Source organism: Providencia rettgeri (genome assembly GCF_001874625.1).
Taxonomy (GTDB): domain Bacteria; phylum Pseudomonadota; class Gammaproteobacteria; order Enterobacterales; family Enterobacteriaceae; genus Providencia; species Providencia huashanensis.
Map to the genome: position 1 here is coordinate 3,623,187 of NZ_CP017671.1, position 23,305 is coordinate 3,646,491.

Here is a 23,305-nt window from a genome sequence, read left to right on the forward strand (position 1 = left end):
TTGTTTTTAAAACATTAATTCTATTTCTTTCTTTTACCTTGTTAAGACTTTATGATTCTAAATGTTTTAATTCAGATTCCCATTTTTTTAAAAGCTGTTTAAGTAAGATTGAGTCCGACTTAATTTTATTGCTTATATTGTTTATTATTACCACCCAAGGATTAGATGCTAAGTTATCTAATGAAAAATCGTCAAATTCAAAATTACCTTTATTTATATCATTTGTAGGAACATTATATAGCTTTGCTAAATTCAATATTCTCTTGTGTAACCTACCCCTATATTCTATAAATTTTCGCTTTTTGTATGATAGAAAATTAACACTTGCATGATAGCTATCTAATGGTTTGTTTTCATCTCGAAAAATAGGGATAGCAATATTGCCCTCTATTTTATATTTTTGCTTTTGTAATAAAAGTTGCCATTTACCGTTAATATATTGCATATATGCTGCGGCAATTCCTCCGTGACTCCCTTCTACTCTATAGTCATTATAGTCAATAGCCATAACGACATTATCATAGAGGATAGAACTATTAGTTCGCCTATCTTGATAAACCCGATAACTCTCTGAATTTAAGTCAGTTACTATTATTGAGTGACCTGAAAGCGTCCCTGTAAATAAAAACTTTATTTCTTTTGCATTTTTAGGGATGTCTATATAAATAGGTCGCTTATTATTATCGTTTATTCTGTTACACCCTAAAAAATAACTTTCAATACTTTCTCCATCCCTAAGTACGTCAGAACCACTGGCATATTCCATACTATAAGCGCCATCCGCAACCTTAATGAATTGTATTCGACCTTCTGTAAATGGCTGCTCAAAATGTGTTATACTATCAGTATTAATGGCATTTCTTTGAGTAAACTCGATAAAATTAGACGTAATTAAATTAATATCATTGCTTTTAATTAGTTCTTTTCCTATTTTTTTTTGCGCATCATTTATTACAATCATTAAATACCCATCCCTATTGAATACAGGTTAAAATTAATATAAAAACAGTTAAACACTATTAGTTATAAAAAATTTAAGCAATAACTCATTAGGTAATAGAACTAAAATAAGAACTAATTCAGCTGGTAGAAAATAATATATTAATTATTTAAATTTATTATCTATGAATAGTAGATAAAAAAGGGAAGCCTAAGCTTCCCATGTAATAATATTATTGAGGTCAAACTAAATTAAGCTTGGCCTTTCACTTCTTTCAGGCCATTGAATGGCGCATTTTTGCCTAATGCTTCTTCAATACGAATCAGCTGGTTGTATTTAGCAACACGGTCAGAGCGGCTCATAGAACCGGTTTTGATTTGGCCTGCTGCTGTACCTACAGCTAAATCTGCAATAGTTGCATCTTCAGTTTCACCTGAACGGTGAGAAATAACCGCAGTATAACCGGCATCTTTCGCCATTTTAATTGCAGCCAAAGTTTCAGTTAACGAACCGATTTGGTTGAATTTGATCAGAATAGAGTTAGCAATACCTTTATCAATACCTTCTTTTAAGATCTTAGTGTTCGTTACAAATAGGTCGTCACCAACCAATTGGATTTTGTCACCAAGTACTTTAGTTTGGTATGCGAAACCGTCCCAGTCAGATTCGTTCAGGCCGTCTTCGATAGAAACGATTGGATACTGTTTAGTCAGTTCTTCTAAATAGTGAGTAAACTCTTGTGAAGTAAAGGTTTTGCCTTCACCTTTTAACTCGTAGTTACCCGTTTCTGCGTTATAGAACTCAGATGCTGCACAGTCCATCGCTAGAGTAACGTCTTTACCTAATACATAACCAGCTTGTTCAACGGCTTCTTTAATTGCGGCTAAAGCTGCTGCGTTTGATTCCAAGTTAGGAGCATAACCACCTTCATCACCAACTGCTGTATTCATACCTTTAGATTTAAGTACTTTAGCTAAGTGATGGAAGATTTCAGAACCCATACGAACCGCTTCTTTCAGTGTTGGTGCACCAACAGGCTGGATCATAAATTCTTGGATATCAACGTTGTTATCTGCATGCTCACCACCATTGATGATGTTCATCATAGGTAAAGGCATAGAATATTGACCATGAGTACCATTCAGATCAGAGATATGCTCATACAGAGGCATGCCTTTTGCTGCTGCTGCTGCTTTTGCGCTTGCTAAAGAAACAGCCAGAATTGCGTTTGCACCAAATTTAGATTTGTTTTCTGTGCCATCAAGGTCAATCATGATTTGGTCGATATTGGCTTGATCTTTTGCATCTTTACCAGTTAGGGCTTCTGCGATTGGGCCATTTACAGCGGCAACTGCTTTCAGAACACCTTTACCCAGAAAACGTGCTTTATCACCGTCACGCAGTTCCAGTGCTTCACGAGAACCTGTAGATGCACCTGATGGTGCAGCTGCTAAACCAACAAAGCCGCCTTCTAAATGAACTTCAGCTTCTACAGTTGGGTTACCACGAGAGTCAATGATTTCACGGCCGATCACTTTAACAATTTTGGACATTAGGTTTTCCTCAGTACAAGTTAAATTTCGGGAAGCTGGCACACCTGCACCGACTTCCCCATATCTTATTTCAACTCACCTTTCTGGTACTTACCAGCGGCTTTAACAAAACCTGCAAACAATGGGTGACCATCTCTTGGAGTAGAAGTAAATTCAGGATGGAACTGACATGCCACAAACCATGGATGATTTGGATTTTCAATAATTTCCACCAATTTGTTATCTACTGAACGACCTGCAATTTTCAAGCCTGCATTTTCAATGCGTTTCAACAGTAAATTATTTACTTCGTAACGATGGCGGTGGCGTTCAATAATGGTTTCTGAACCATACATATCACGCACTAAGCTACCATTCACTAAGTGACATGGCTGACCGCCTACTCGCATGGTACCCCCAAGGTCACTCTCCTCAGAGCGAACTTCAAGGTTACCCTCTTCGTCACGCCATTCTGTAATCAACGCAACAACTGGGTATTTACAATCTGCTTTAAATTCTGTTGAGTTTGCATCTTCCATATTGGCAACGTTACGAGCAAATTCAATCAACGCAACTTGCATTCCCAAACAAATACCTAAATAAGGGATGTTATTTTCACGTGCATATTTTGCCGTCAGAATTTTCCCTTCAATGCCACGTTCACCAAAACCACCTGGAACTAAAATAGCATCCAAGCCTTTTAGTAATTCAACACCACGAGTTTCAATATCTTGTGAATCAATTAATTTAATGTTCACTGTTAAACGGTTTTTCAAACCACCGTGTTTTAGTGCTTCAATAACTGACTTATATGCATCTGGTAACTCAACATATTTACCTACCATCCCAATAGTGACTTCACCTGCAGGATTAGCTTCTTCGTAAATAACTTGTTCCCATTCAGATAAATTCGCTTCTGGGCATTCGATACGGAAACGGTTACAAATATATTCATCCAAACCTTGTGATTTTAACAATGCTGGGATTTTATAAATAGAATCAACGTCTTTTAAGGAAATAACCGCTTTTTCTGGTACATTACAGAATAACGCAATTTTTGCACGCTCATTCGCAGGGATAACACGGTCTGAACGACAAATTAATACGTCAGGCTGAATTCCAATTGATAGTAACTCTTTCACAGAATGCTGCGTTGGCTTAGTTTTCACTTCACCCGCTGCTGCAAGGTATGGCACTAAAGTTAAGTGTAAGTATAAAGTACGCTCACGACCTACTTCTGCCGCCATTTGACGAATAGCTTCTAAGAATGGCAATGATTCAATATCACCAACAGTACCACCAATCTCGACAAGAACGACATCATGGCCTTCACCACCACGGATAATTCGGTCTTTGATTTCATTAGTGATATGCGGGATAACTTGAATTGTCGCACCTAAGTAATCACCACGGCGCTCTTTGCGCAGAACTTCGGAATAAACACGCCCAGTCGTAAAGTTATTGCGACGTGTCATTTTGGTACGGATAAAACGCTCATAATGACCTAAATCTAAGTCAGTTTCAGCGCCGTCTTCTGTAACGAAAACTTCCCCGTGTTGGGTAGGGCTCATTGTACCTGGATCTACGTTGATGTAGGGGTCCAGTTTCATAATCGTCACATTGAGTCCACGGGCTTCGAGTATAGCCGCCAAAGAGGCTGCGGCAATGCCTTTACCCAGAGAGGATACGACCCCGCCGGTCACAAAAATATAATTAGTTTTCATGCTGAACCTGAAAGTTTAGGTTTAAAAGATGATGGATATAACAGGACGGGAAAACAGTATACCCGAACCTTAATTTCGCTACAAATGTTCTAAGCATAATAAGGCTAAATTTCATCAATACTCTAATATTATCAGCAAGTTAAAAACGAAAATTATTTATCGCTTTAAAAGTAGTCATCTATGTCTGTTTTTATAGATTAACACAGTTTAAAGGCAAAAGCTAAATCCTTTCAGCTGATTATATGGCGTAAAAAATGCGATTCTGCACTAACTTTGATTTTGAATAACTATTTACTCTATCACCCGCTATTTAACGCCCAAAAATGCCACGTTATTCATTGTTTTTGAAGCTTTGTTTGGGAATGTTGAATAAATTACTTTTAGAATAAACCAACAATATCCAAATCTTAAAACGACAGATAGTTTCAATACTTACATATAATGGCTCTAAATAGTTCGCATTACAGCTAGGCAGCAAGAGAGGATATCTCGGGGAGCATACATAAGTATGTGACCTGTGTAGCCGAACGCAGCCAACAACGCTGTAGTGCGAAATATGACGAGACATTTTATTCTTGGCTTTTAACCTGCAGCCAGAGCGCTTCCATCTCCTCAAGTGTAGCACTTTCTGTAGATTTACCACTTTCAGCTAAACATTTTTCAATTTGACGAAAACGAGATTCAAATTTGTTGCATGCTTTTTGTAGCGCTATTTCAGGTTTATGCCCCAAATGGCGAGATAAATTTACTGTGGCAAATAATAAATCACCAATTTCTTCTTCAAGGCGCGTTTCATCGACAACAACCTGAGTTGCTTCCTCCATAACCTCTTCTAATTCTTCATGAACTTTACCAACTACAGGACCCAGTGTATCCCAATCGAAACCCACTGATGCACATCGTTTTTGAATTTTATACGCTTTCATCAGCGCGGGTAATGAGCTTGGAATATCATCCAGTACAGAAAACTGGGATTTCTCAGCTCTCTCTTTCGATTTACGTTTTTCCCACCCGTCAATCACCTCTGTACTGCTCAGCGTATTATCGGCATCAAAGATATGGGGATGGCGGTGCTCAAGCTTATCACTCACGGCTTGGCAGACATCATTAAAATCAAACAATGACTTTTCATTCGCCATTTGTGCATAGAAAACCACCTGAAATAATAAGTCCCCTAATTCACTTTTTAAGTCAGCAAAATCTTCGCGCTCTATTGCATCTAACACTTCATAAGTTTCTTCAAGTGTGTATGGTGCGATAGTTTTAAACGTCTGTACTTTATCCCATGGACAACCGCTTTGAGGGTCGCGTAGCTGTGCCATAATAGACAATAAGCGTTCTATCTGAGGATTGGCCTGACTCATTTTTATTCCCTTTTTTCTTTGATTTTGTACGCGTTGGTTTTTATCACTGACTGATTACAAGATAGAACCAACTGAAACGATTTTTACAATGGCAGTTTTATATTTTAATTAATGCAAATTGCATGTAGACGACAAACAAAAATAGTCTGATAGGCATACACCAATGCGTAATGCAGTTACCTGAATGCCCGTTCCATGCAACTTGAAGTATGACGAGTATAATATGGGAATTCAATAAGCTATCTCCCCTTCATCAACTATCAATGACGATAAAAAAACAAATTCGACATTTTTACCTTCATTTATGAAAAATACTGCCCAAAAAATAAGTATGGTAAGAAAAACATTAAAGAGCTAATAGCATGTTTAATAAAATTACGTATCCAGTCAGTGAATTAAACACAACGGATATCACACCAAAAAATCGCCTTAAATCTTTGTTTTCAAAAAAAGTAAAATTAATTAGCAACTCTTCAATCAACCTTCATCCGAAAGGAGTTGGTAAAGGGTATGAAACTTGCAAAGCCTTTAGCTTTGAGAAAAGTACTCGATCAGATATCTACTTTAAAATCGGTTATATCAGTGATTTTAAAGGAATGAAGGAAGAGGCTTTAACCATACACGGAACTCCTAATGGACAAGTTTCAATGTATTCGAATAATACGGCCAATAGAAAATACTTAACGGTAAAAGAGGCGATATCTCATATAAAATCAGTTCACAATGTTGACCTTACGGTTTCCCAAAAACCACTGCATGTCCTATCATGCTTTGGTGTTACTAATGGTGTCTATCAATCATTTGCAAATGAATTAAACAGAGAAGTCATAGGATATGGGGATGGAGGTGTGCTAAGAGGTAATGATACCTCTGAATATTTATCTAATCCCAATGTTGACCCTCTACTTTCGGTCATTGACCACAATACACCACAAGAAAAAACGATGATCGCGAGTGTTCATAAGTATTACCCTGCTCACGCAAAAAAATAGTATTTGGCTAAAGTAAAAGACCGCAGCCAACAACGCTGCGGCTCAATATCTGACGACAACCTATGATGAATGGCGTTTTGCTTCTATCACATCAGGTAACTGATTTAATTTTGCGAGTACCCTGCTTAGTACCTCAATGTTATAAAGCTCAATTGTCATATCTATTGTCGCTAGTTGCTGTTTAACATCACTACGACTACTGACACCAAGGACATTAACTTTTTCGTTCGCTAAAATTGTCGTAATATCGCGTAATAACCCACTACGATCGTTTGCGACTACCCTGACGACTAAAGAATAACCACTTGAATAGTTTTCCCCCCATACGGCATCAATAACACGCTCAGGGGCATGGCTTTGCAATTCAGCCAACTGTTCACAATCCGCACTGTGAATGGAAATCCCTCGCCCTTTGGTAATAAAACCGACAATTTCATCACCCGGGATTGGCTGGCAACAACGCGCAATATGGTGCATCAGGTTACCCACCCCTTCGACGACCACACGACCACTTCCATGAGATGGTGCCCTTGGAACTGAAGACTTACTTTCCAGCGTCTTCATCGCTGCACGGTCTTCTTCTTCTGCTGTCGCCTTATTAAACTTACTTTGTAGGAAGTTAACTAATTGGTTGATACGAATATCACCACCACCAATACCCGCTAAAACTTCATCTAATGAATGAACGTTATACCGCGCTATCAACAGCTTTTCTGCTTCTCTAAGACTAATATCGAGGTGAGATAACTCGCTATCCAATATTTGGCGACCCGCAAGGATATTTTTGTCTCTATCTTGCTTACGGAACCAGTTTTGTATTTTCGCTCGTCCACGGCTAGTGGTAACATAGCCAAGGTTAGGGTTTAACCAGTCACGACTAGGATTTGGATGCTTTTGCGTAATAATTTCAATTTGATCCCCCATTTGTAGTTGGTAACTAAATGGCACGATGCGACCACCAATCTTAGCCCCTATACAACGGTGACCCACATCACTGTGGATATGATATGCAAAATCAAGTGGCGTCGAACCCGTTGGCAAATCAACGACATCACCTTTAGGTGTAAAGACATAGACTCGGTCATCAAATACTTGGCTACGCACCTCATCCAGCATTTCACCAGAATCGGCCATTTCTTCTTGCCATGCAATTAACTTACGCAGCCATGCAATGCGGTTTTCATAGCTACTGCCCTTGCCAACACCCGTTGCGCCTTCTTTATACTTCCAGTGCGCTGCAACCCCTAACTCTGCATCTTCATGCATTTGACGAGTTCGTATTTGAATTTCAAGGGTTTTACCATTTGGCCCAAGTACCACCGTATGAATCGATTGATAACCATTTGGTTTTGGATTCGCCACATAATCGTCAAACTCATCCGGCAAATGACGAAAGTGGGTGTGTACAATCCCTAGAGCAGCATAACAATCTTGCAAGCGTTCGACGACAATACGCACTGCACGCACATCGAACAGTTCATCAAACGCTAAAGATTTTTTCTTCATTTTGCGCCAGATACTGTAAATATGCTTAGGGCGACCGTAGATATCAGCTTGAATACTCTCTTTTAACATATACTTTCGTAATGTCCCTACGAAGTTATCAATGTATTCTTCACGATCGATACGGCGCTCATGGAGTAATTTAGCAATTTTTTTATACTCATCAGGGTGCAAATAACGGAAACAAAAATCTTCTAGTTCCCATTTTAGCTGGCCTATCCCCAAACGATTTGCTAAAGGCGCATAGATATTTGAACATTCTTTAGCGGCTAATACGCGCTCATCTTCTGTTGCATCTTTTACCTCACGTAAATGTGCGATGCGTTCAGCTAATTTTATGACAACACAGCGGAAATCCTCTACCATCGACAGTAACATACGACGGATATTATCCACTTGTATCGAGCTTGTTTCACTCGACTGCGTGGCTTTGAGCTGGCGAATTGCGTCCATTTCCAACACGCCCTTAACAAGTTCGTTAATAGAATTACCAAACTCATCAATCACATCTTGCTCTTTTAGCTCCCCTTCTTCGACTAAAGGGAAAAGCAAAGCTGCTTGTAAGCTACCGATATCCATACTCAATGTAGAGAGTATCTCGGTCATTTCAATGCCGCGCCATAGCAATAAAGGCGCTTTTTCTTGTCCAGCTAATTTGTCATGACAGTATTGCCAGGTATGGATGAGCTTTTCTTCTGATTGCTTATTGCCCAAACCTAAACCATTAACCCAATTTTCTGGGGCAAACTCACCTGCTGGGGTAAGATGTGCACTTCTTACTGCAACCATATATTCTCCCTACCGATTAAACCTCTGGGCGACGGATAAATAATGCCATTGACTCTAAATGGCTAGTGTGCGGAAACATATCCAACATCCGCAAATGTAATAATTGATAACCCCCACCAAGCAAAACCTTGCTGTCCCTAGCTAATGTTGTGGGGTTACATGAAACATAGACAATTTTTTCTGGCATCAGTTTAATTAAATGTTCCATTACACCAGCAGCTCCAGCCCTTGCAGGGTCTAATAACACTTTATTAAACCCTTGAGCTGCCCATGGCTGTGTATGAATTTGTGCTTCTAAGTTCTCATTATAGAATGCTACATTATAAATAGTATTGAGCTGAGCGTTGTTTCGTGCTTGTTCGACTAAATTTTCAACACCTTCAACCCCAACGACAGATTTCGCTAGCCGAGCAATAGGCAGTGTAAAATTACCCATTCCACAAAACAGGTCTAATACCCTGTCTTCACTGTTGATATCCAACCATGCTAACGCCTGCTCGACCATTTGTTGGTTAACTTGCGCATTAACTTGAATAAAGTTTGACGGATTAAATCTCAACCTTTCCCCTGCGACTTGATATTCAGGTAATGGGGAAGCCTCAGTCAGCGTATGTAAGTTTTCATCATTACCTGCTAACCAGATAGACACTCCGTGCTGATTTTCAAAATCAATGAGTTTTTGCTTATCTGAAGATAGCAAAGGAGCCAAATGCCGGATCAATACAACTTTGCAGTTATCCGCATAAATTAATTCAACATGCCCCAGTTTCGCGGCAATACTGAGCTGGTTGAGACATTGTGAAAGCGGCTCAAGCAATATGTCTAGATCGGGTGATAAAACAGGACAATGTTTTATATCAACCAAAGTATTCGATTGAGTTTTTCGAAAGCCCATGACTAACCGATGGCTTTTAGAATGGTATTGCAAACCCAAGCGTGCTCGTCGACGGTAGCCATATGACTCACCGCTGATAACCGGGGTTGCTGGTTTATCTACCCCCGTTTCGCGTAACATTACATACTGTAAAGCAAGGGCTTTACTTTCCCTTTGTAGTTCAATATCAACATGCTGTTGTTGGCAACCACCGCATTGTTCAAAGTAACCGCAGCGTGGCTTAACCCTTTGTGGATTGGTACTCAACCGCCTAATAATCTTCGCTTTTGCAAAATGACGTTTATCTTCTGTTAATTCAATCTGAGCTTCTTCATTAGGCAATAAGCCTGCCACAAAAATCGTTTTGCCATCGACACGAGCGACACCTTGCCCAGCAGCATCAAGGCTTTCAGCAATAACCGTTATTTGACGGCGTGAAGTAGTACGGCGGTTCGGAGAGTAAAATTGAGCCATAAGTAGTCACTACGGAGTATTAAGTTATAAAAATAATGATTGCCGTTTTTCCCGTTTCAACACGTTGCTTTTTCCGCCTATTAATAAGGAAAAACCTGTCCCCTTAGTATACCTGTTTTTCCTATCATTTTATTGAATACTTTGCGAATTTATTACATAACATCAATATAATGTTAGTTGCTGACCATAAATTTTCTATATTCTTCATAGGCATAGTGATCTGTCATCCCACTAATATAGTCTTGTATTAAACGTGCCCGGTAATAAAACTCGAGGATTGAGCGGTCAGACTCATTGGTCGCAGAAATTTTTTCAAGCGCTTCAGTATAAGATAAGCGGTGCTTATTAGATAACTTATGGAATAAACGAGTTTCAATAAAAAAATGCTTATGATAGTTTTTGTCCACTAGTTCCGCAAAATCTGTTCTGCTCATCATTAATAATGGGCTATAGAAATCGAGTAACCCACTAATAATGCGATACCCTTGAAGTTCTAGTTCCTCAACTTCATGGTGGTTAAAAACATGCTTAAATGCCACTGTTTTTAATACTTTCAATAACCTATGCTCAGGGCTTTTATCTTCCAGTAATGCGCTATTAAAATTACCATGGTAAATTTCAGGTAAGTTTTTTATAAACTGTTGAGCACTGTAATGGCATAATTTACTCGTAATATTGACGCGTAAGTACATAAAAAACTGATCTTGTTGAATGCGCCTTGTGTGATTATCACTAATATTGTTATAAGCACGCATAATGGTTTGGTCAAACAAATCGTTTGGTTCAATAGGACCCCATTCTGCCTTTAAATAATCGATTAATTTTTCGACGGTAAAAATACCTTTTTCAGCAGCGTCATCCAGATCAGCAATGCAATATGAAATATCATCAGCCGCTTCCATAATATAAGAGAGAGGGAAGCGACAATATTTCTCCATATCGAGTTTTTTTGTCAATTCACTGACAAAATCTGATTCAGACCAATAATAACCCGGTTTTTTCATTAAATAGTCAAATTCTGCAGGGATCGGAGCTAAATCATAAGCCCCGCGAGTATATTTCAAAATTGAACCAATCTGTGCGTAGGTCAAATTTAATTTGAGCAACCGATGAGCCATACGCAACCCTTGAGCATTGCCTTCAAATGAACACAAATCGTGCTTCAATTGACGACGAAAAAGGTCTTGCTTTTCATTACCTGTCAATTGTAAGGCGTGTATTTGGCATGGATCAGGAGAGTCTGGTGTATAAAGATAGCCGGGAGCCAATAATTTACTGAACCAACGCTGTATTGCAGCTTCACCAAAATGACCAAAAGGTGGGTTGCCGATATCATGCATTAAGCAAGCCATTTCAACGAGGCTTTCAAAGGCGTCACACCTTTCATCTAACCCATAGGTTTCTAATAACTTTCTCTTTTTTAATTCACCCAAAACGGTTTTACTAATGTAACGCCCCACTTGCTGAACCTCTAGTGAGTGAGTCAATCGGCTACGTACAGCAGAATTTTGTTCTAACGGAAAAACTTGTGTTTTTTGTTGTAAGCGACGAATGGCAGCAGAATTAATGATACGCCCCCGATCACTTTCAAATAAGCGATTAACGGCGTCTTCATCTTTTTCCGAAACTTTTTGATTCTTTGCGCTACTCGTATAATTACGCTGAAAGCTTAGCTTTTTAAGAAAGTTAATCTCCCCCATTCTTTCCTCTCCCTTATCTAAATTTATTAGTCATTATATAACCAAAGTGCAGGAAAAATACTTCACGCCTCAACTTTCAATGCTACACTTCGTACAGCTTTGTAATTTCATTGCTTAAACATGAGATATTGCAATATTAGTTGCGATAGCGCTCGAAGATCAAAGCAATAACACAACAAAATTCTATTTTCCCTAAATAATGTGTTGTAAACACTAAGTAGGGGAATATGGTGAAGGAGACAAAATGAAAGTTGGGGTCATTGGTGCAATGGAGCAAGAAGTTGCTATTTTGCGCTCACAAATTGAAAATTGCCAAACGATCAGCCGCGCAGGCTGTGAAATTTATACCGGAAAAATTAATGGTGTTGACGTTGCTTTATTAAAATCAGGTATTGGTAAAGTTGCGGCTGCAATCGGTACAACATTATTACTAGAACATTGCCAACCTGATGTAGTTATCAACACTGGGTCCGCAGGTGGGTTAGATCCTCGTTTAAATGTTGGTGATATTGTTGTCTCTACTGAAGTTCGTTATCACGATGCCGACGTCACCGCGTTTGGCTATGAGCCAGGCCAAATGGCACAATGCCCACCAGCTTTTGTCGCGGATAGCAACCTGATAAACGTTGCGGAACAGTGCATTAATTTATTGGATATGAATGCAGTACGTGGTTTAGTCTGTAGTGGTGATGCTTTTATTAATGGAGCAGAACCATTAGCTCGTATCAAAGCCATGTTCCCTCAAGTTGCTGCAGTTGAGATGGAAGCGACTGCGATAGGGCAAGTTTGCCACCAGTTTGGCGTACCATTTGTTGTCGTTCGCGCCATTTCTGATGTAGCCGATAAAGAGTCTCATACCAGTTTTGATGAGTTTTTACCTATTGCTGCTCGCCAATCTTCACTGATGATCAACGCGATTTTAACAAAACTCGCTTAATTTTCTCCTATGAAAAAGCATAACTAACATTCCGTTATGCTTTTTCATTGCAGCTAAGATAAATGATAGTCATGAAAAGAATTCCTCATTTTTATTCCTTCACTGTTACCTTGTTATGTACCTTGTTGGTTACTTTTTCTGCTCTAGCTACCCCCAAACAACGGGTTATTAGTTTATCACCAGCAAACACCGAACTCGCCTACGCGGCTGGATTAGGTGATAATTTAGTTGCAGTTAGTGCTTACTCCGACTATCCAGAACAAGCAAAAAAAATAGAACAAGTTGCTGATTGGCAAGGGCTAAATGTGGAGCGTATTATCGCACTTAAACCAGATTTAATTCTTGCATGGCGAGGAGGAAACCCACAGCGCCCTCTCGAACAACTCACATCTTTTGGTATTCCTATTATTTATTTCGACCCGCAAAGCATCGATGAAGTGATTAATTCAGTAACTGAATTAGCACAATACAGTCCTAACCCCAAAATTGCACAACACAATATTGAAATGATGCGGGCAACCTTAGCCTCTTATCAAAATAAAAAAGCCTTAATCAACAAACCAAAACGTGTGTTTATTCAATTAGGTATCCAGCCTTTATTTAGTACTGGTAATCAGACATTGCAAAATGATGTTGTGGAATTTTGTGGTGGTGAAAATATTTTTGCTAATAGTACAGTGCAATGGCCGCAAGTCAGCCGTGAGCAAGTACTCACCCGCAAACCAGATGTGATTATCATGACAGGTTCATCAGAACAGGAAAAAGCAGTGAAAGAATTTTGGCATCCCCAACTCAATGTCCCTGTTATTCGGTTAAACGAAGATTGGTTTCATCGAGCAGGCCCAAGGATTGTGCATGCAACCGAACAACTGTGCGAACAGCTAAACTCACTATCTAATTGATAATTAGGAACTAAAATCCGAGAATTATAGGTTACAGGTTACAGGTTACAGGTTACAGGTTACAGGTTACAGGTTACAGGTTACAGGTTACAGGTTACAGGTTACAGATTACAGATTACAGATTACAGATTACAGGTTACAGATTACAGATTGCAGATTACAGATTACAGAAATTTTCTAAATAGTTCGAGTTGTGGCAAGGCGGCAAATGAAGATATCTCGGGGAGCATACACAAGTATGTGACCCGAGTAGCTGAATGAAGCCAACACCGCCACAGCTCGAAATATGACGAAAATTTGGCAAGGCGGCAAATGAAGATACCTCGGGGAGCGCACACAAGTATGTGACCCGAGTAGCTGAATGAAGCCAACACCGCCACAGCTAGAAATATGACGAAAATTTGGCAAGGCGGCAAATGAAGATACCTCGGGGAGCGCACACAAGTATGTGACACGAGTAGCTGAATGAAGCCAACACCGCCACAGCTCGAAATATGACGAAAATTTGGCAAGGCGGCGAATGAAGATACCTCGGGGAGCACACACAAGTATGTGACCCGAGTAGCTGAATGAAGCCAACACCGCCACAGCTCGAAATATGACGAAAATTAGACGCTAAAGGACGACCCACACCCACAAGTAGACTTAGCATTCGGGTTCGTCACAATAAAGCGCGAGCCTTCTAAACCTTCAGTATAGTCAACACTTCCGCCAACTAAATATTGTAAGCTCATTGGGTCAACCACAAGAGCAACACCTTGCTTCTCAATGGTCATATCACCTTCATTGATTTGGTCATCAAATGTGAAACCATACTGGAAACCACTGCATCCGCCACCGGTAATATAAACACGTAAACGCAGATTTGGGTTATCCTCGTCAGAAACTAGATCTTTAACTTTTATTGCTGCCGCATCAGTAAATTGTAAGGGCAGAGCTGAATCATCACTCATTTTTAGCTCCAAACCGGTAACCGGTAAATTCATGGGAAGCAAAAGCCGCCCCAGATCAATTAATCTAATTATCCGCCACTTGACTAAATCGTTCAAGTGTTGTTACACAATTAGACACATTGTGCATATCTTAGGATCAACATTTGGTTTAATTGAGACAGTGCTTTAGAATGGAGGCAAATTTCTATTTAGCCTCTTTTTGGAGCCCTGCCATGTCGCAATCTGAAAAACTTTATGCACTAGCAAAAGAACAAATTCCTGGTGGTGTAAACTCACCAGTTCGTGCCTTTAATGGTGTTGGCGGAACCCCTTTGTTTATAGAAAAGGCTGACGGTTCATATATTTATGACGTCGATGGCAAAGCCTATGTGGATTACGTTGGCTCATGGGGGCCGATGGTCTTAGGGCATAATCACCCAGTTATTCGTGATGCAGTAATTAAAGCTGTGCATAAAGGTTTAAGTTTTGGAGCGCCAACCGCAGCGGAAGTTGAAATGGCTGAACTCGTCTGTGAACTAGTGCCCTCTATGGATATGGTACGTATGGTGAATTCAGGAACAGAAGCTACCATGAGCGCTATCCGCCTTGCTCGGGGCTACACTGGACGTGATAAAATTATCAAATTTGAAGGTTGTTACCACGGCCATGCAGACTGCTTATTAGTAAAAGCAGGGTCAGGGGCACTCACTATGGGGGAGCCGAATTCTCCAGGAGTCCCTGAAGATTTTGTTAAACACACCTTAACCTGTACTTATAACGATCTTGCCTCAGTTCGCCAAGCATTTGAAAACTACCCTGAAGATATTGCTTGTGTGATTGTTGAACCTGTTGCTGGCAATATGAACTGCGTCCCTCCTACTGCTGAGTTTTTACCGGGTTTACGTGAGCTTTGTGATGAATTCAATGCTGTATTAATCATTGATGAAGTCATGACAGGCTTTCGCGTAGCTCTGGGCGGCGCACAAGACTATTACGATGTTCAACCTGACTTAACTTGTTTAGGTAAAATTATCGGTGGCGGTATGCCTGTTGGCGCGTTTGGTGGCCGACTTGAGATCATGGAAAAACTCGCGCCAATTGGCCCTGTTTACCAAGCTGGTACATTATCGGGTAACCCTGTCGCGATGGCAGCGGGTCTCGCTTGCTTAAAAGAAGTCGCTCAGCCAGGCGTCCACTCACGTTTAAATGAGCTAACAGAAAAATTAGCCCGTGGTTTAAAACGCGTATCCCAAGAACAAGGTATCCCGATGGTAATCAACCATGTGGGCGGTATGTTTGGGGTTTTCTTTACTGATGCACCGACTGTAACTTGCTACCAAGACGTGATGAAGTGCGATGTAGAACGGTTTAAGAAATTCTTCCATTATATGTTAGAACAAGGCATTTACCTTGCACCTTCGGCTTTTGAAGCTGGTTTTATGTCTATCGCTCACAGTGATGAAGACATTGAAAAAACGATCAAAGCCGCCGAAACTGCACTGATGAAAATTAAAAACAATTAATTTACACTAACATTATAGAGGTGAAGCTATCTCCACTTTCACCTCTATTCTTCTTATAGTTAACGATAGATAACTATATCCTCATGCAATAACTCAAACTGTACTTAGTAATTCTCTAAATAATTCAGCCCGTCGCTAGATGATTAGTGAGCTAGAACTTAAGGTATACAACTGTGTGGGGCTAAATCTAGTGAATACAACCAACAACGCTAAAAAGTGAAACGTTACGCGGTAATTCTCTAAATAATTCAGCCTGTAGCTAGGCGGTAAGTGAACTAGAACTTAAGGTATACAACCGTGTGGGGCTAAATCTAGTGAATACAACCAACAACGCTAAAAAGTGAAACGTTACGCGGTAATTCTCTAAATAATTCAGCCTGTAGCTAGGCGGTAAGTGAACTAGAACTTAAGGTATACAACCGTGTGGGGCTAAATCTAGTGAATACAGCCAACAACGCTAAAAAGTGAAACGTTACGCGGTAATTCTCTAAATAATTCAGCCTGTAGCTAGGCGGTAAGTGAGCTAGAACCTAGGAGCATACAATAGTATGTGACTAGGTCTAGCGAGTGCAACCAACAACGCTAAAAAGTGAAACGTTACGCGGCAATTCTCTAAATAATTCAGCCTGTAGCTAGGCGGTAAGTGAGCTAGAACCTAGGAGCATACAATAGTATGTGACTAGGTCTAGCGAGTGCAACCAACGACGCTAAAAAGTGAAACGTTACGCGGCAATTCTCTAAATAATTCAGCCTGTAGCTAGGCGGTAAGTGAGCTAGAACTTAAGGTATACAACCGTGTGGGGCTAAATCTAGTGAATACAGCCAACAACGCTAAAAAGTGAAACGTTACGCGGTAATTCTCTAAATAATTCAGCCTGTAGCTAGGCGGTAAGTGAGCTAGAACCTAGGAGCATACAATAGTATGTGACTAGGTCTAGCGAGTGCAACCAACAACGCTAAAAAGTGAAACGTTACGCGGCAATTCTCTAAATAATTCAGCCTGTAGCTAGGCGGTAAGTGAGCTAGAACCTAGGAGCATACAATAGTATGTGACTAGGTCTAGCGAGTGCAACCAACAACGCTACAGGTTGAAGTATGACGAGAATTTAGGGATTATTGCCAAACATATCCTTAACCCAATCCGGTGCATCATTTTGTGGCTCATCGTTATTGCCATTTAGGTTCCAAACTGGGTCTTGGTTTTCTGATGCTTGGCATAAAGCATCGGGGTTATCCGTCCAGATTGGTAGCATTCTACCCCCACCAAAATTTGAACAGCTTAATTGCCCATCGGCAGTCACTTGCATATCTACAACCCCTTCTGGGGCACGATTGATTAATGCCAAAGGTGTTTGATTATCAAGATAACGTTGATATACCTTCAGTGCTCCTGTTGCGCCTGTTAATTGCGTAGGGCCATTGTTATCACGACCTACCCATACAATCGCGACTTCCTTACCGTCAATGCCGGCGTACCAGCTATCGCGCAAATCGTTAGTTGTCCCTGTTTTACCTGCTAAGTTATATTTGCCATATTTAGACAATAATACACGGCCAGTCCCTTGCTTAACCACTTGTTGCATACCGTATAACGCTAAGTAGGCAGCTTGTGAAGGTACAGCACGCTCTGCAGATGGATAGCTTTGATAAATCTCTTTACCATCACCATCAATCACTGAACGCAGCGCAGATAATTTAGCGCGATTACCGCCGCCGCCAATGGTTTGATAAACTTGTGCGACTTCAGCTGGTGTCAAATTTACCGCCCCTAGTAGCATCGCAGGCACTTTTTCCATTGCTGCAGCTGGGGTTCCTAGACGTACAAAGGTATTAAATACCTGATCTAGACCAACTTCCAACCCTAAGTTTACTGTTGGGATATTCTGTGAGCGAGCAAGTGCATCGACTAACATCATACGTCCATTAAAATTACGGCTATAATTCCTTGGGCTCCAATTTTGATTACCCACCTTAACAGTGAGTGGTTCATCTTTTAACCATGTATTTAAACGATAGCGATCAGGCTCACTCAGTGCAGCAAGGTAAACAGGAGGTTTCGCTAACGAACCAATACTACGGCGTGCATTCAATGCTCGATTGAAGCCAGAAAACTGAGGTTGAGAGCCACCAACCATGGCACGAACTTCACCATTAATACGGTCAACGACCACCATTGCGCCTTCGATATCGTCTAACTTACGAGCCTTACGTAAATCAGCGACTCCATTTTCCACCGCATTTTCCGCAGCCGTTTGAGCGACAGGGTCTAAGGTTGTAAAGATTTTTGCACCGGATAACTCTTTAACTTGATCACCCAGTTTTTGATTTAACTCTAAACGTACCATTTGCATAAAGGCAGGCTGAGAAGCCACCAACCCTTCTTTATTTTTCACGCCAAGAGGCCTTGCACTGAGCACTTGGTACATTTCTTGGTCGATTACGCCACGTGTTTCCAAGATTTTCAACACAATGTTACGGCGTTTAATTGCATTTTGTGGCTTAGTCCATGGGTTATAAGTTGATGCCCCTTGTACCATACCCACTAACAGTGCCTGCTGGTCAAAACTTAACTCATTAATTGGGCGACCGAAATAATACAAACTTGCTAGCGGGAAGCCACGAATTTCATCATTACCATTTTGGCCTAAGAACACTTCGTTTAGATACAGCTCTAAAATACGTTCTTTGCTGTAGTTATAATCCAGCAAAATAGCCATGTAAGCTTCATTGGCTTTACGTTTTAATGTGCGTTCATTAGTTAAAAATAAGTTTTTTACTAACTGCTGCGTCAGGGTACTGCCCCCCTGAACCGAACGCCCAGCCGTTAAGTTGGCAACAACAGCACGGCCAATAGAGTATAAACTGACCCCATCGTGCTCATAGAAGTTGCGATCTTCGGTTTCCAGTAAAATTTTGACCAACGATTCGGGGAAATCAGACAATGGCAATACTAAACGTTGTTCATTATTCGCCGATTGCATCATCGTGATCAGTTTAGGGTCTAATCGGAAAAAGCCAAATGAACGGCCATTTTCCATATTTTCAATTTTACTTAACCCATTATTTTCAAACACCATACGCGCTAATATTTGCCCTTCTTTTTGGTCAGGGAAATTAAAAGGACGGCGTAAAATTTCAATGCTATTACCGCGAACCACAAATTCGCCGGAGGTGGTGATTTTACTCACTTTTCGGTATTGCATACCTTCGAGCAGGCGAACCATTTCAGCTTGGCTATAGTCCATTCCCGGTTCAAGGTTAACCATCCTGCCATATACTGCCGCAGGTAAATCCCACACCTTACCATCGAGACGTTCTTTAATTTGTTGATTTAAATAAAAACCGTATGCTGCTAATAAAACAGCAAACACAATCATTAGTTTGACTAACAGCCAGAACCAACGCCATTTGCTTTTCACTTTACGTGGTTTGTTATTTTTCGAGCCTTTTTTAGCCATTTGCTCTTCTTCGTCTTCATCATCGAGATATTGTTGGTCAATATCATCATTTTCGAATAAATCTTCATCGTCATAATCATCGCGGTCTCTGCGACGGCGGGATGAAGATTGTTTTTTCCCAGCAGATTTTTTGTTGCGTCTGCCTATTGGTTCAAAATCTTTACCTGACATGGTCGCTCCATATCACCTTACAAAATAACTTAACAACATAATCATTCACTATTTGAATAGCTTAGTGGTTAATTTTGGCTCATAACCTTAGAGATTTCACCAAAGAAAGCTCTTAATTACATTTCCTTACTCACATTAAGCAGGGATAAGCCATTTTTATGAACCTGCTATTAGAGCATAAAAATAGTTTATTTCGCACCCATCATCGCTTTTTTTGTTTGCCGCGTTGGTGCTGTATTTGCTGGGTCATCGGGCCATAAATGTTTTGGGTAGCGGCCTTTCATTTCTTTTTGTATTTCTTTGTAGCTTCCATGCCAAAATGCGCTGAGATCTTGTGTAATTTGTAATGGGCGCATCGCAGGGGAAAGCAAACAAACCGTTAACGTCATTTTCCCTTGCGCAACAGTTGGATTCGTTTTCTCACCATACATTTCTTGCATACGAATTTCTATGACAGGCGGCTTATCCAATGCATAGTGAATACTCACATCATGTGAAGAAGGTGCGCGGTAAGTTGTAGGGAACATGTTCGCTAGCCACTGCTGTTGTTGCCAATCTAACCGGTTTATTAGCAATTCTGCTAAATTAATTTGCTGCAACTTTTGTTTATTGGTTACCTCAATAAGATAAGGCTCAAGCCATTCATCTAATGTTGATAACAATGTACTTTCATCAAAGGATGGTAATTCAAACTCAGGGAAATATTGCTGTGCTAACGTACAACGAATACACAGTTGCAACGCATCCTCTTGCCAATTCAATTGTTGCAGCCCATTTTGTTTTAGCCAATAAACCAACGCTTTACTGATATCAGCTTTATCTGGGTTACTCATGCGTTCTGATTTCACCACTAACTGGCCGCACTGCAAGCGCTTCCATGCTAGCAATGTCCCTTTTTGCTCATCCCATTCAACGGTTTCTTGCTCATTAAATAATTCAGTACAATCTTTTTGCAATTCTTGTATATCAATGGGGTACGCAAGTGCCACTCGTGCATCTGCGCTATTTTCTGGTTGCCACAACAATGGCACGATTAACCAAGAAGTTCCCAATAGCCTATCCGTTTCGTGTAGCGATGCTCCAAGCCTACTGGATAACTGATAACGCAATTGATTGTCCCTCGTTTTTGCTATTTGGTCGGGAAAACCGGCTGCTAATAAGGTTGGTAACCACTTACTTATCAGTGCGGTTTGCTGCCCTATACTCGCGTTAACTTTTCGCCCACTTAAAATGGTCGCACGCCGGCACCAGCTTTCGCTTGGCCGGTCTAAGTAATAACGTAAGTCGCACTCACCACCTCTTGGCGGCTCTTCAATAATAGCCACTAATAATGCGGCTAATTGCAAAACTGACTCATCTTTAGCGACTTGTGCTTTATACAACATCGCGGCAGTACGTACTGAGCTACCTAGTTCTGCCATCTTCTGTCCCATGATAGACAGTTTCCCTTGTGCATCAATCGCGCCAAGTTTAGCAAGTAGATTTTTTGCCGCCCCAATCGCGGGGGCTGGGGGTAAGGTGAGCCATGATAATTGTGTCACATCATGGCAGCCCCACTGTAGTAAAGAAAGCCATAGCCCACTGAGGTCACTTTGGTTGATTTGTGCTTCACTAAATTGAGCCGCACGCTCCGCTTGCTCTTCACTAAATAGATGCCAACATACCCCAGCTTCTAAGCGCCCCGCTCGTCCAGCTCGCTGTGTCATTGATGCTTGGCTAATGCGTTGCTTAACTAATTTTGTTATCCCTGAACGAGGGTTAAACTGCCCTACTCGCTCCAAGCCGCTATCCATCACTAAGCGAATACCTTCTATAGTTAAGCTGGTCTCCGCAATATTAGTCGCTAGCACAACTTTACGTTTCCCTTCGGGGGCTATTTGGATTGCTTGCTGCTGTGCTTTAAGAGGTAAAGTCCCATATAAAGGACACAAAAGTATGTCCTCACTCACTATCGAAGCTAATTCAGCTCTTACTTTTTCTATTTCCCCCACGCCCGGGAGAAATAATAATAGTGACCCTTTCTCTTGCTGCAAAAACAGCCATGCTGCCGCCGCGACTTCTTTATGAAATAATTTATTAGGATTTATGGGATGATATTCACGAATAACGGGGAAACTGCGTCCTTGTGAAGTGATCACTGGAGCATTAGGGAACAACTGGGAGAGCCCTTGGTTATCAAGGGTAGCAGACATCAATAACACCCGCAGGTCATCCCGTAGAGCTTGTTGTGAATCAAGTAATAATGCAAGGCCAAGGTCTGCTTGTAAGTTGCGTTCATGAAATTCATCTAAAATCACCAACCCAACCCCTTCAAGCATAGGGTCATTTTGTAATAGTCGTGTTAAGACGCCTTCCGTTACGATTTCTAACTGAGTATCACGACTAACTTTAGTTTCTGAACGCATACGTAAACCAATGGTATGGCCAATTTCTTCCCCAAGTTGCTCCGCTAAACGCGCGGCAACTGCTCTAGCCGCAAGACGCCTAGGTTCCAACATAATAATCCGCCCATTAACCACCCCGCTTTTTAAGATTTCCAATGGCAAAACGGTGGATTTACCGGCTCCCGTCGGTGCATGTAATAGCACTTGAGGGGATGATTTTAATGCGGTAATTAGTGATTCTCTGACGTCTAATATGGGGAACACTTTGGTTATCACTCCATGCATTTAACTTTTACTATCAGACATTGTAGCATTAGCCACTTTCAATCATATTAAAATCAGTGTATTGACAACTCACCTCGTATGACAGCGGAGAATATATGGAGTTTAATCCTTGTTTAAAATCGGCCACGCTAATTAAACGCTATAAACGCTTTTTGGCTGATGTCACCCTGCCTAATGGTGAAGAAATCACTATTCATTGTGCTAACACCGGCGCAATGACTGGCTGTGCGACACCGGGTGATACTATTTGGTATTCCACATCTGATAACCCAAAACGTAAATATCCCTACAGCTGGGAACTTACCCAAACAGCTAATGGCGATTTTATTTGTATTAATACGCTGCGTGCGAACCAATTAGTTGCTCAAGCTTTAGCCGAAAAACACATTCCAGAATTATCCGAGTACAGCATAATAAAGCCAGAAATGAAATATGGTTCAGAAAATAGCCGAATTGACTTTTTTCTCTCAAACAGTGAATTACCAGATTGCTTTATTGAAGTTAAATCAGTAACTTTACTTGAAAATGGCCACGGTTTTTTCCCTGATACCGTCACGCTAAGAGGGCAAAAACATTTACGCGAGCTATCACAGATTGCTAAAGAAGGAAAAAGAGCCATACTATTGTTTGTTGCTTTACACACAGGTATTCACGTAGCATCTGCGGCTGCACATATTGATAAAAAATATGCGCAGTTATTAGAGGAGGCACGGCAAAGTGGTGTTGAAGTACTTTGTTATCAAGCTGATATAACTGTTCAACAAATGGCGTTAGGGAAGCAGATTTGCTTTAACTCTATTAAATAAAGTTTTTTTAACCAA

Annotated in this window: 15 protein-coding genes; 5 read left to right on the forward strand and 10 right to left on the reverse strand. The window is 40.7% G+C overall.

The features are described 5' to 3' along the window. Positions 1-49: 49 nt before the first annotated feature. From RB151_RS16850 to mazG, 4 genes are all read right to left on the reverse strand, one after another. Positions 50-961, reverse strand: coding sequence for a hypothetical protein (locus RB151_RS16850; RefSeq protein WP_071548532.1), 912 nt, complete (start codon positions 959-961; stop codon positions 50-52). Between the two features lie 230 nt (positions 962-1,191). Then, the gene (gene eno / locus RB151_RS16855; protein ID WP_042848174.1) at positions 1,192-2,493 is read right to left on the reverse strand and encodes a phosphopyruvate hydratase; all 1,302 of its coding nucleotides are present in this window, start codon (positions 2,491-2,493) and stop codon (positions 1,192-1,194) included. A 65-nt stretch (positions 2,494-2,558) separates the two neighbouring features. Beyond that, positions 2,559-4,196 (reverse strand): glutamine hydrolyzing CTP synthase, encoded by a 1,638-nt coding sequence (pyrG, locus tag RB151_RS16860; protein ID WP_042848176.1) that lies wholly within the window; start codon positions 4,194-4,196, stop codon positions 2,559-2,561. A 569-nt stretch (positions 4,197-4,765) separates the two neighbouring features. Further along, a complete protein-coding gene (gene mazG, locus RB151_RS16865; protein WP_042848178.1) occupies positions 4,766-5,560 on the reverse strand; it encodes a nucleoside triphosphate pyrophosphohydrolase in 795 nt (264 codons plus the stop codon). Positions 5,561-5,922: 362 nt separating this feature from the next. Here mazG and RB151_RS16870 point away from each other — a divergent pair, with 362 nt between their 5' ends. Further along, positions 5,923-6,552, forward strand: coding sequence for a hypothetical protein (locus tag RB151_RS16870; protein ID WP_042848180.1), 630 nt, complete (start codon positions 5,923-5,925; stop codon positions 6,550-6,552). Positions 6,553-6,612: 60 nt separating this feature from the next. On the opposite strand, the gene relA is transcribed toward RB151_RS16870, so the two are convergent. From relA to dgt, 3 genes are all read right to left on the reverse strand, one after another. Continuing rightward, positions 6,613-8,844 (reverse strand): GTP diphosphokinase, encoded by a 2,232-nt coding sequence (relA, locus tag RB151_RS16875; protein ID WP_042848182.1) that lies wholly within the window; start codon positions 8,842-8,844, stop codon positions 6,613-6,615. A gap of 16 nt (positions 8,845-8,860) precedes the next feature. Next, positions 8,861-10,192, reverse strand: coding sequence for a 23S rRNA (uracil(1939)-C(5))-methyltransferase RlmD (gene rlmD, locus RB151_RS16880; RefSeq protein WP_071548533.1), 1,332 nt, complete (start codon positions 10,190-10,192; stop codon positions 8,861-8,863). A gap of 173 nt (positions 10,193-10,365) precedes the next feature. Next, the gene (gene dgt, locus RB151_RS16885; RefSeq protein WP_042848185.1) at positions 10,366-11,892 is read right to left on the reverse strand and encodes a dGTPase; all 1,527 of its coding nucleotides are present in this window, start codon (positions 11,890-11,892) and stop codon (positions 10,366-10,368) included. 244 nt (positions 11,893-12,136) lie between these two features. On the opposite strand from dgt, the gene mtnN reads away from it, so the two are divergent. Together mtnN and btuF are read left to right on the forward strand one after the other, a co-directional pair. Beyond that, the gene (mtnN, locus tag RB151_RS16890; protein ID WP_048608086.1) at positions 12,137-12,829 is read left to right on the forward strand and encodes a 5'-methylthioadenosine/S-adenosylhomocysteine nucleosidase; all 693 of its coding nucleotides are present in this window, start codon (positions 12,137-12,139) and stop codon (positions 12,827-12,829) included. A 71-nt stretch (positions 12,830-12,900) separates the two neighbouring features. Next, positions 12,901-13,731 (forward strand): vitamin B12 ABC transporter substrate-binding protein BtuF, encoded by an 831-nt coding sequence (gene btuF, locus RB151_RS16895; protein ID WP_071548534.1) that lies wholly within the window; start codon positions 12,901-12,903, stop codon positions 13,729-13,731. A gap of 608 nt (positions 13,732-14,339) precedes the next feature. Here btuF and erpA read toward each other — a convergent pair. Further along, the gene (gene erpA / locus RB151_RS16905) at positions 14,340-14,684 is read right to left on the reverse strand and encodes an iron-sulfur cluster insertion protein ErpA (protein WP_042848258.1); all 345 of its coding nucleotides are present in this window, start codon (positions 14,682-14,684) and stop codon (positions 14,340-14,342) included. Positions 14,685-14,896: 212 nt separating this feature from the next. On the opposite strand from erpA, the gene hemL reads away from it, so the two are divergent. Continuing rightward, entirely contained in the window at positions 14,897-16,186 is a 1,290-nt protein-coding gene (gene hemL / locus RB151_RS16910) for a glutamate-1-semialdehyde 2,1-aminomutase (protein WP_042848260.1), read from the forward strand. A 1,106-nt stretch (positions 16,187-17,292) separates the two neighbouring features. Here the strand turns inward: hemL and mrcB are convergent. Both mrcB and hrpB read right to left on the reverse strand, forming a co-directional pair. Further along, complete coding sequence (mrcB, locus tag RB151_RS16915) at positions 17,293-19,815, reverse strand: bifunctional glycosyl transferase/transpeptidase (protein ID WP_071548536.1); 2,523 nt, start codon at positions 19,813-19,815, stop codon at positions 17,293-17,295. A 188-nt stretch (positions 19,816-20,003) separates the two neighbouring features. Then, positions 20,004-22,463: an ATP-dependent helicase HrpB gene (gene hrpB / locus RB151_RS16920; RefSeq protein ID WP_187265080.1), complete on the reverse strand. Its 2,460-nt coding sequence runs from the start codon at positions 22,461-22,463 to the stop codon at positions 20,004-20,006. A 116-nt stretch (positions 22,464-22,579) separates the two neighbouring features. Here hrpB and sfsA point away from each other — a divergent pair, with 116 nt between their 5' ends. Then, positions 22,580-23,290, forward strand: coding sequence for a DNA/RNA nuclease SfsA (gene sfsA / locus RB151_RS16925; protein ID WP_071548538.1), 711 nt, complete (start codon positions 22,580-22,582; stop codon positions 23,288-23,290). Positions 23,291-23,305 lie beyond the last annotated feature (15 nt).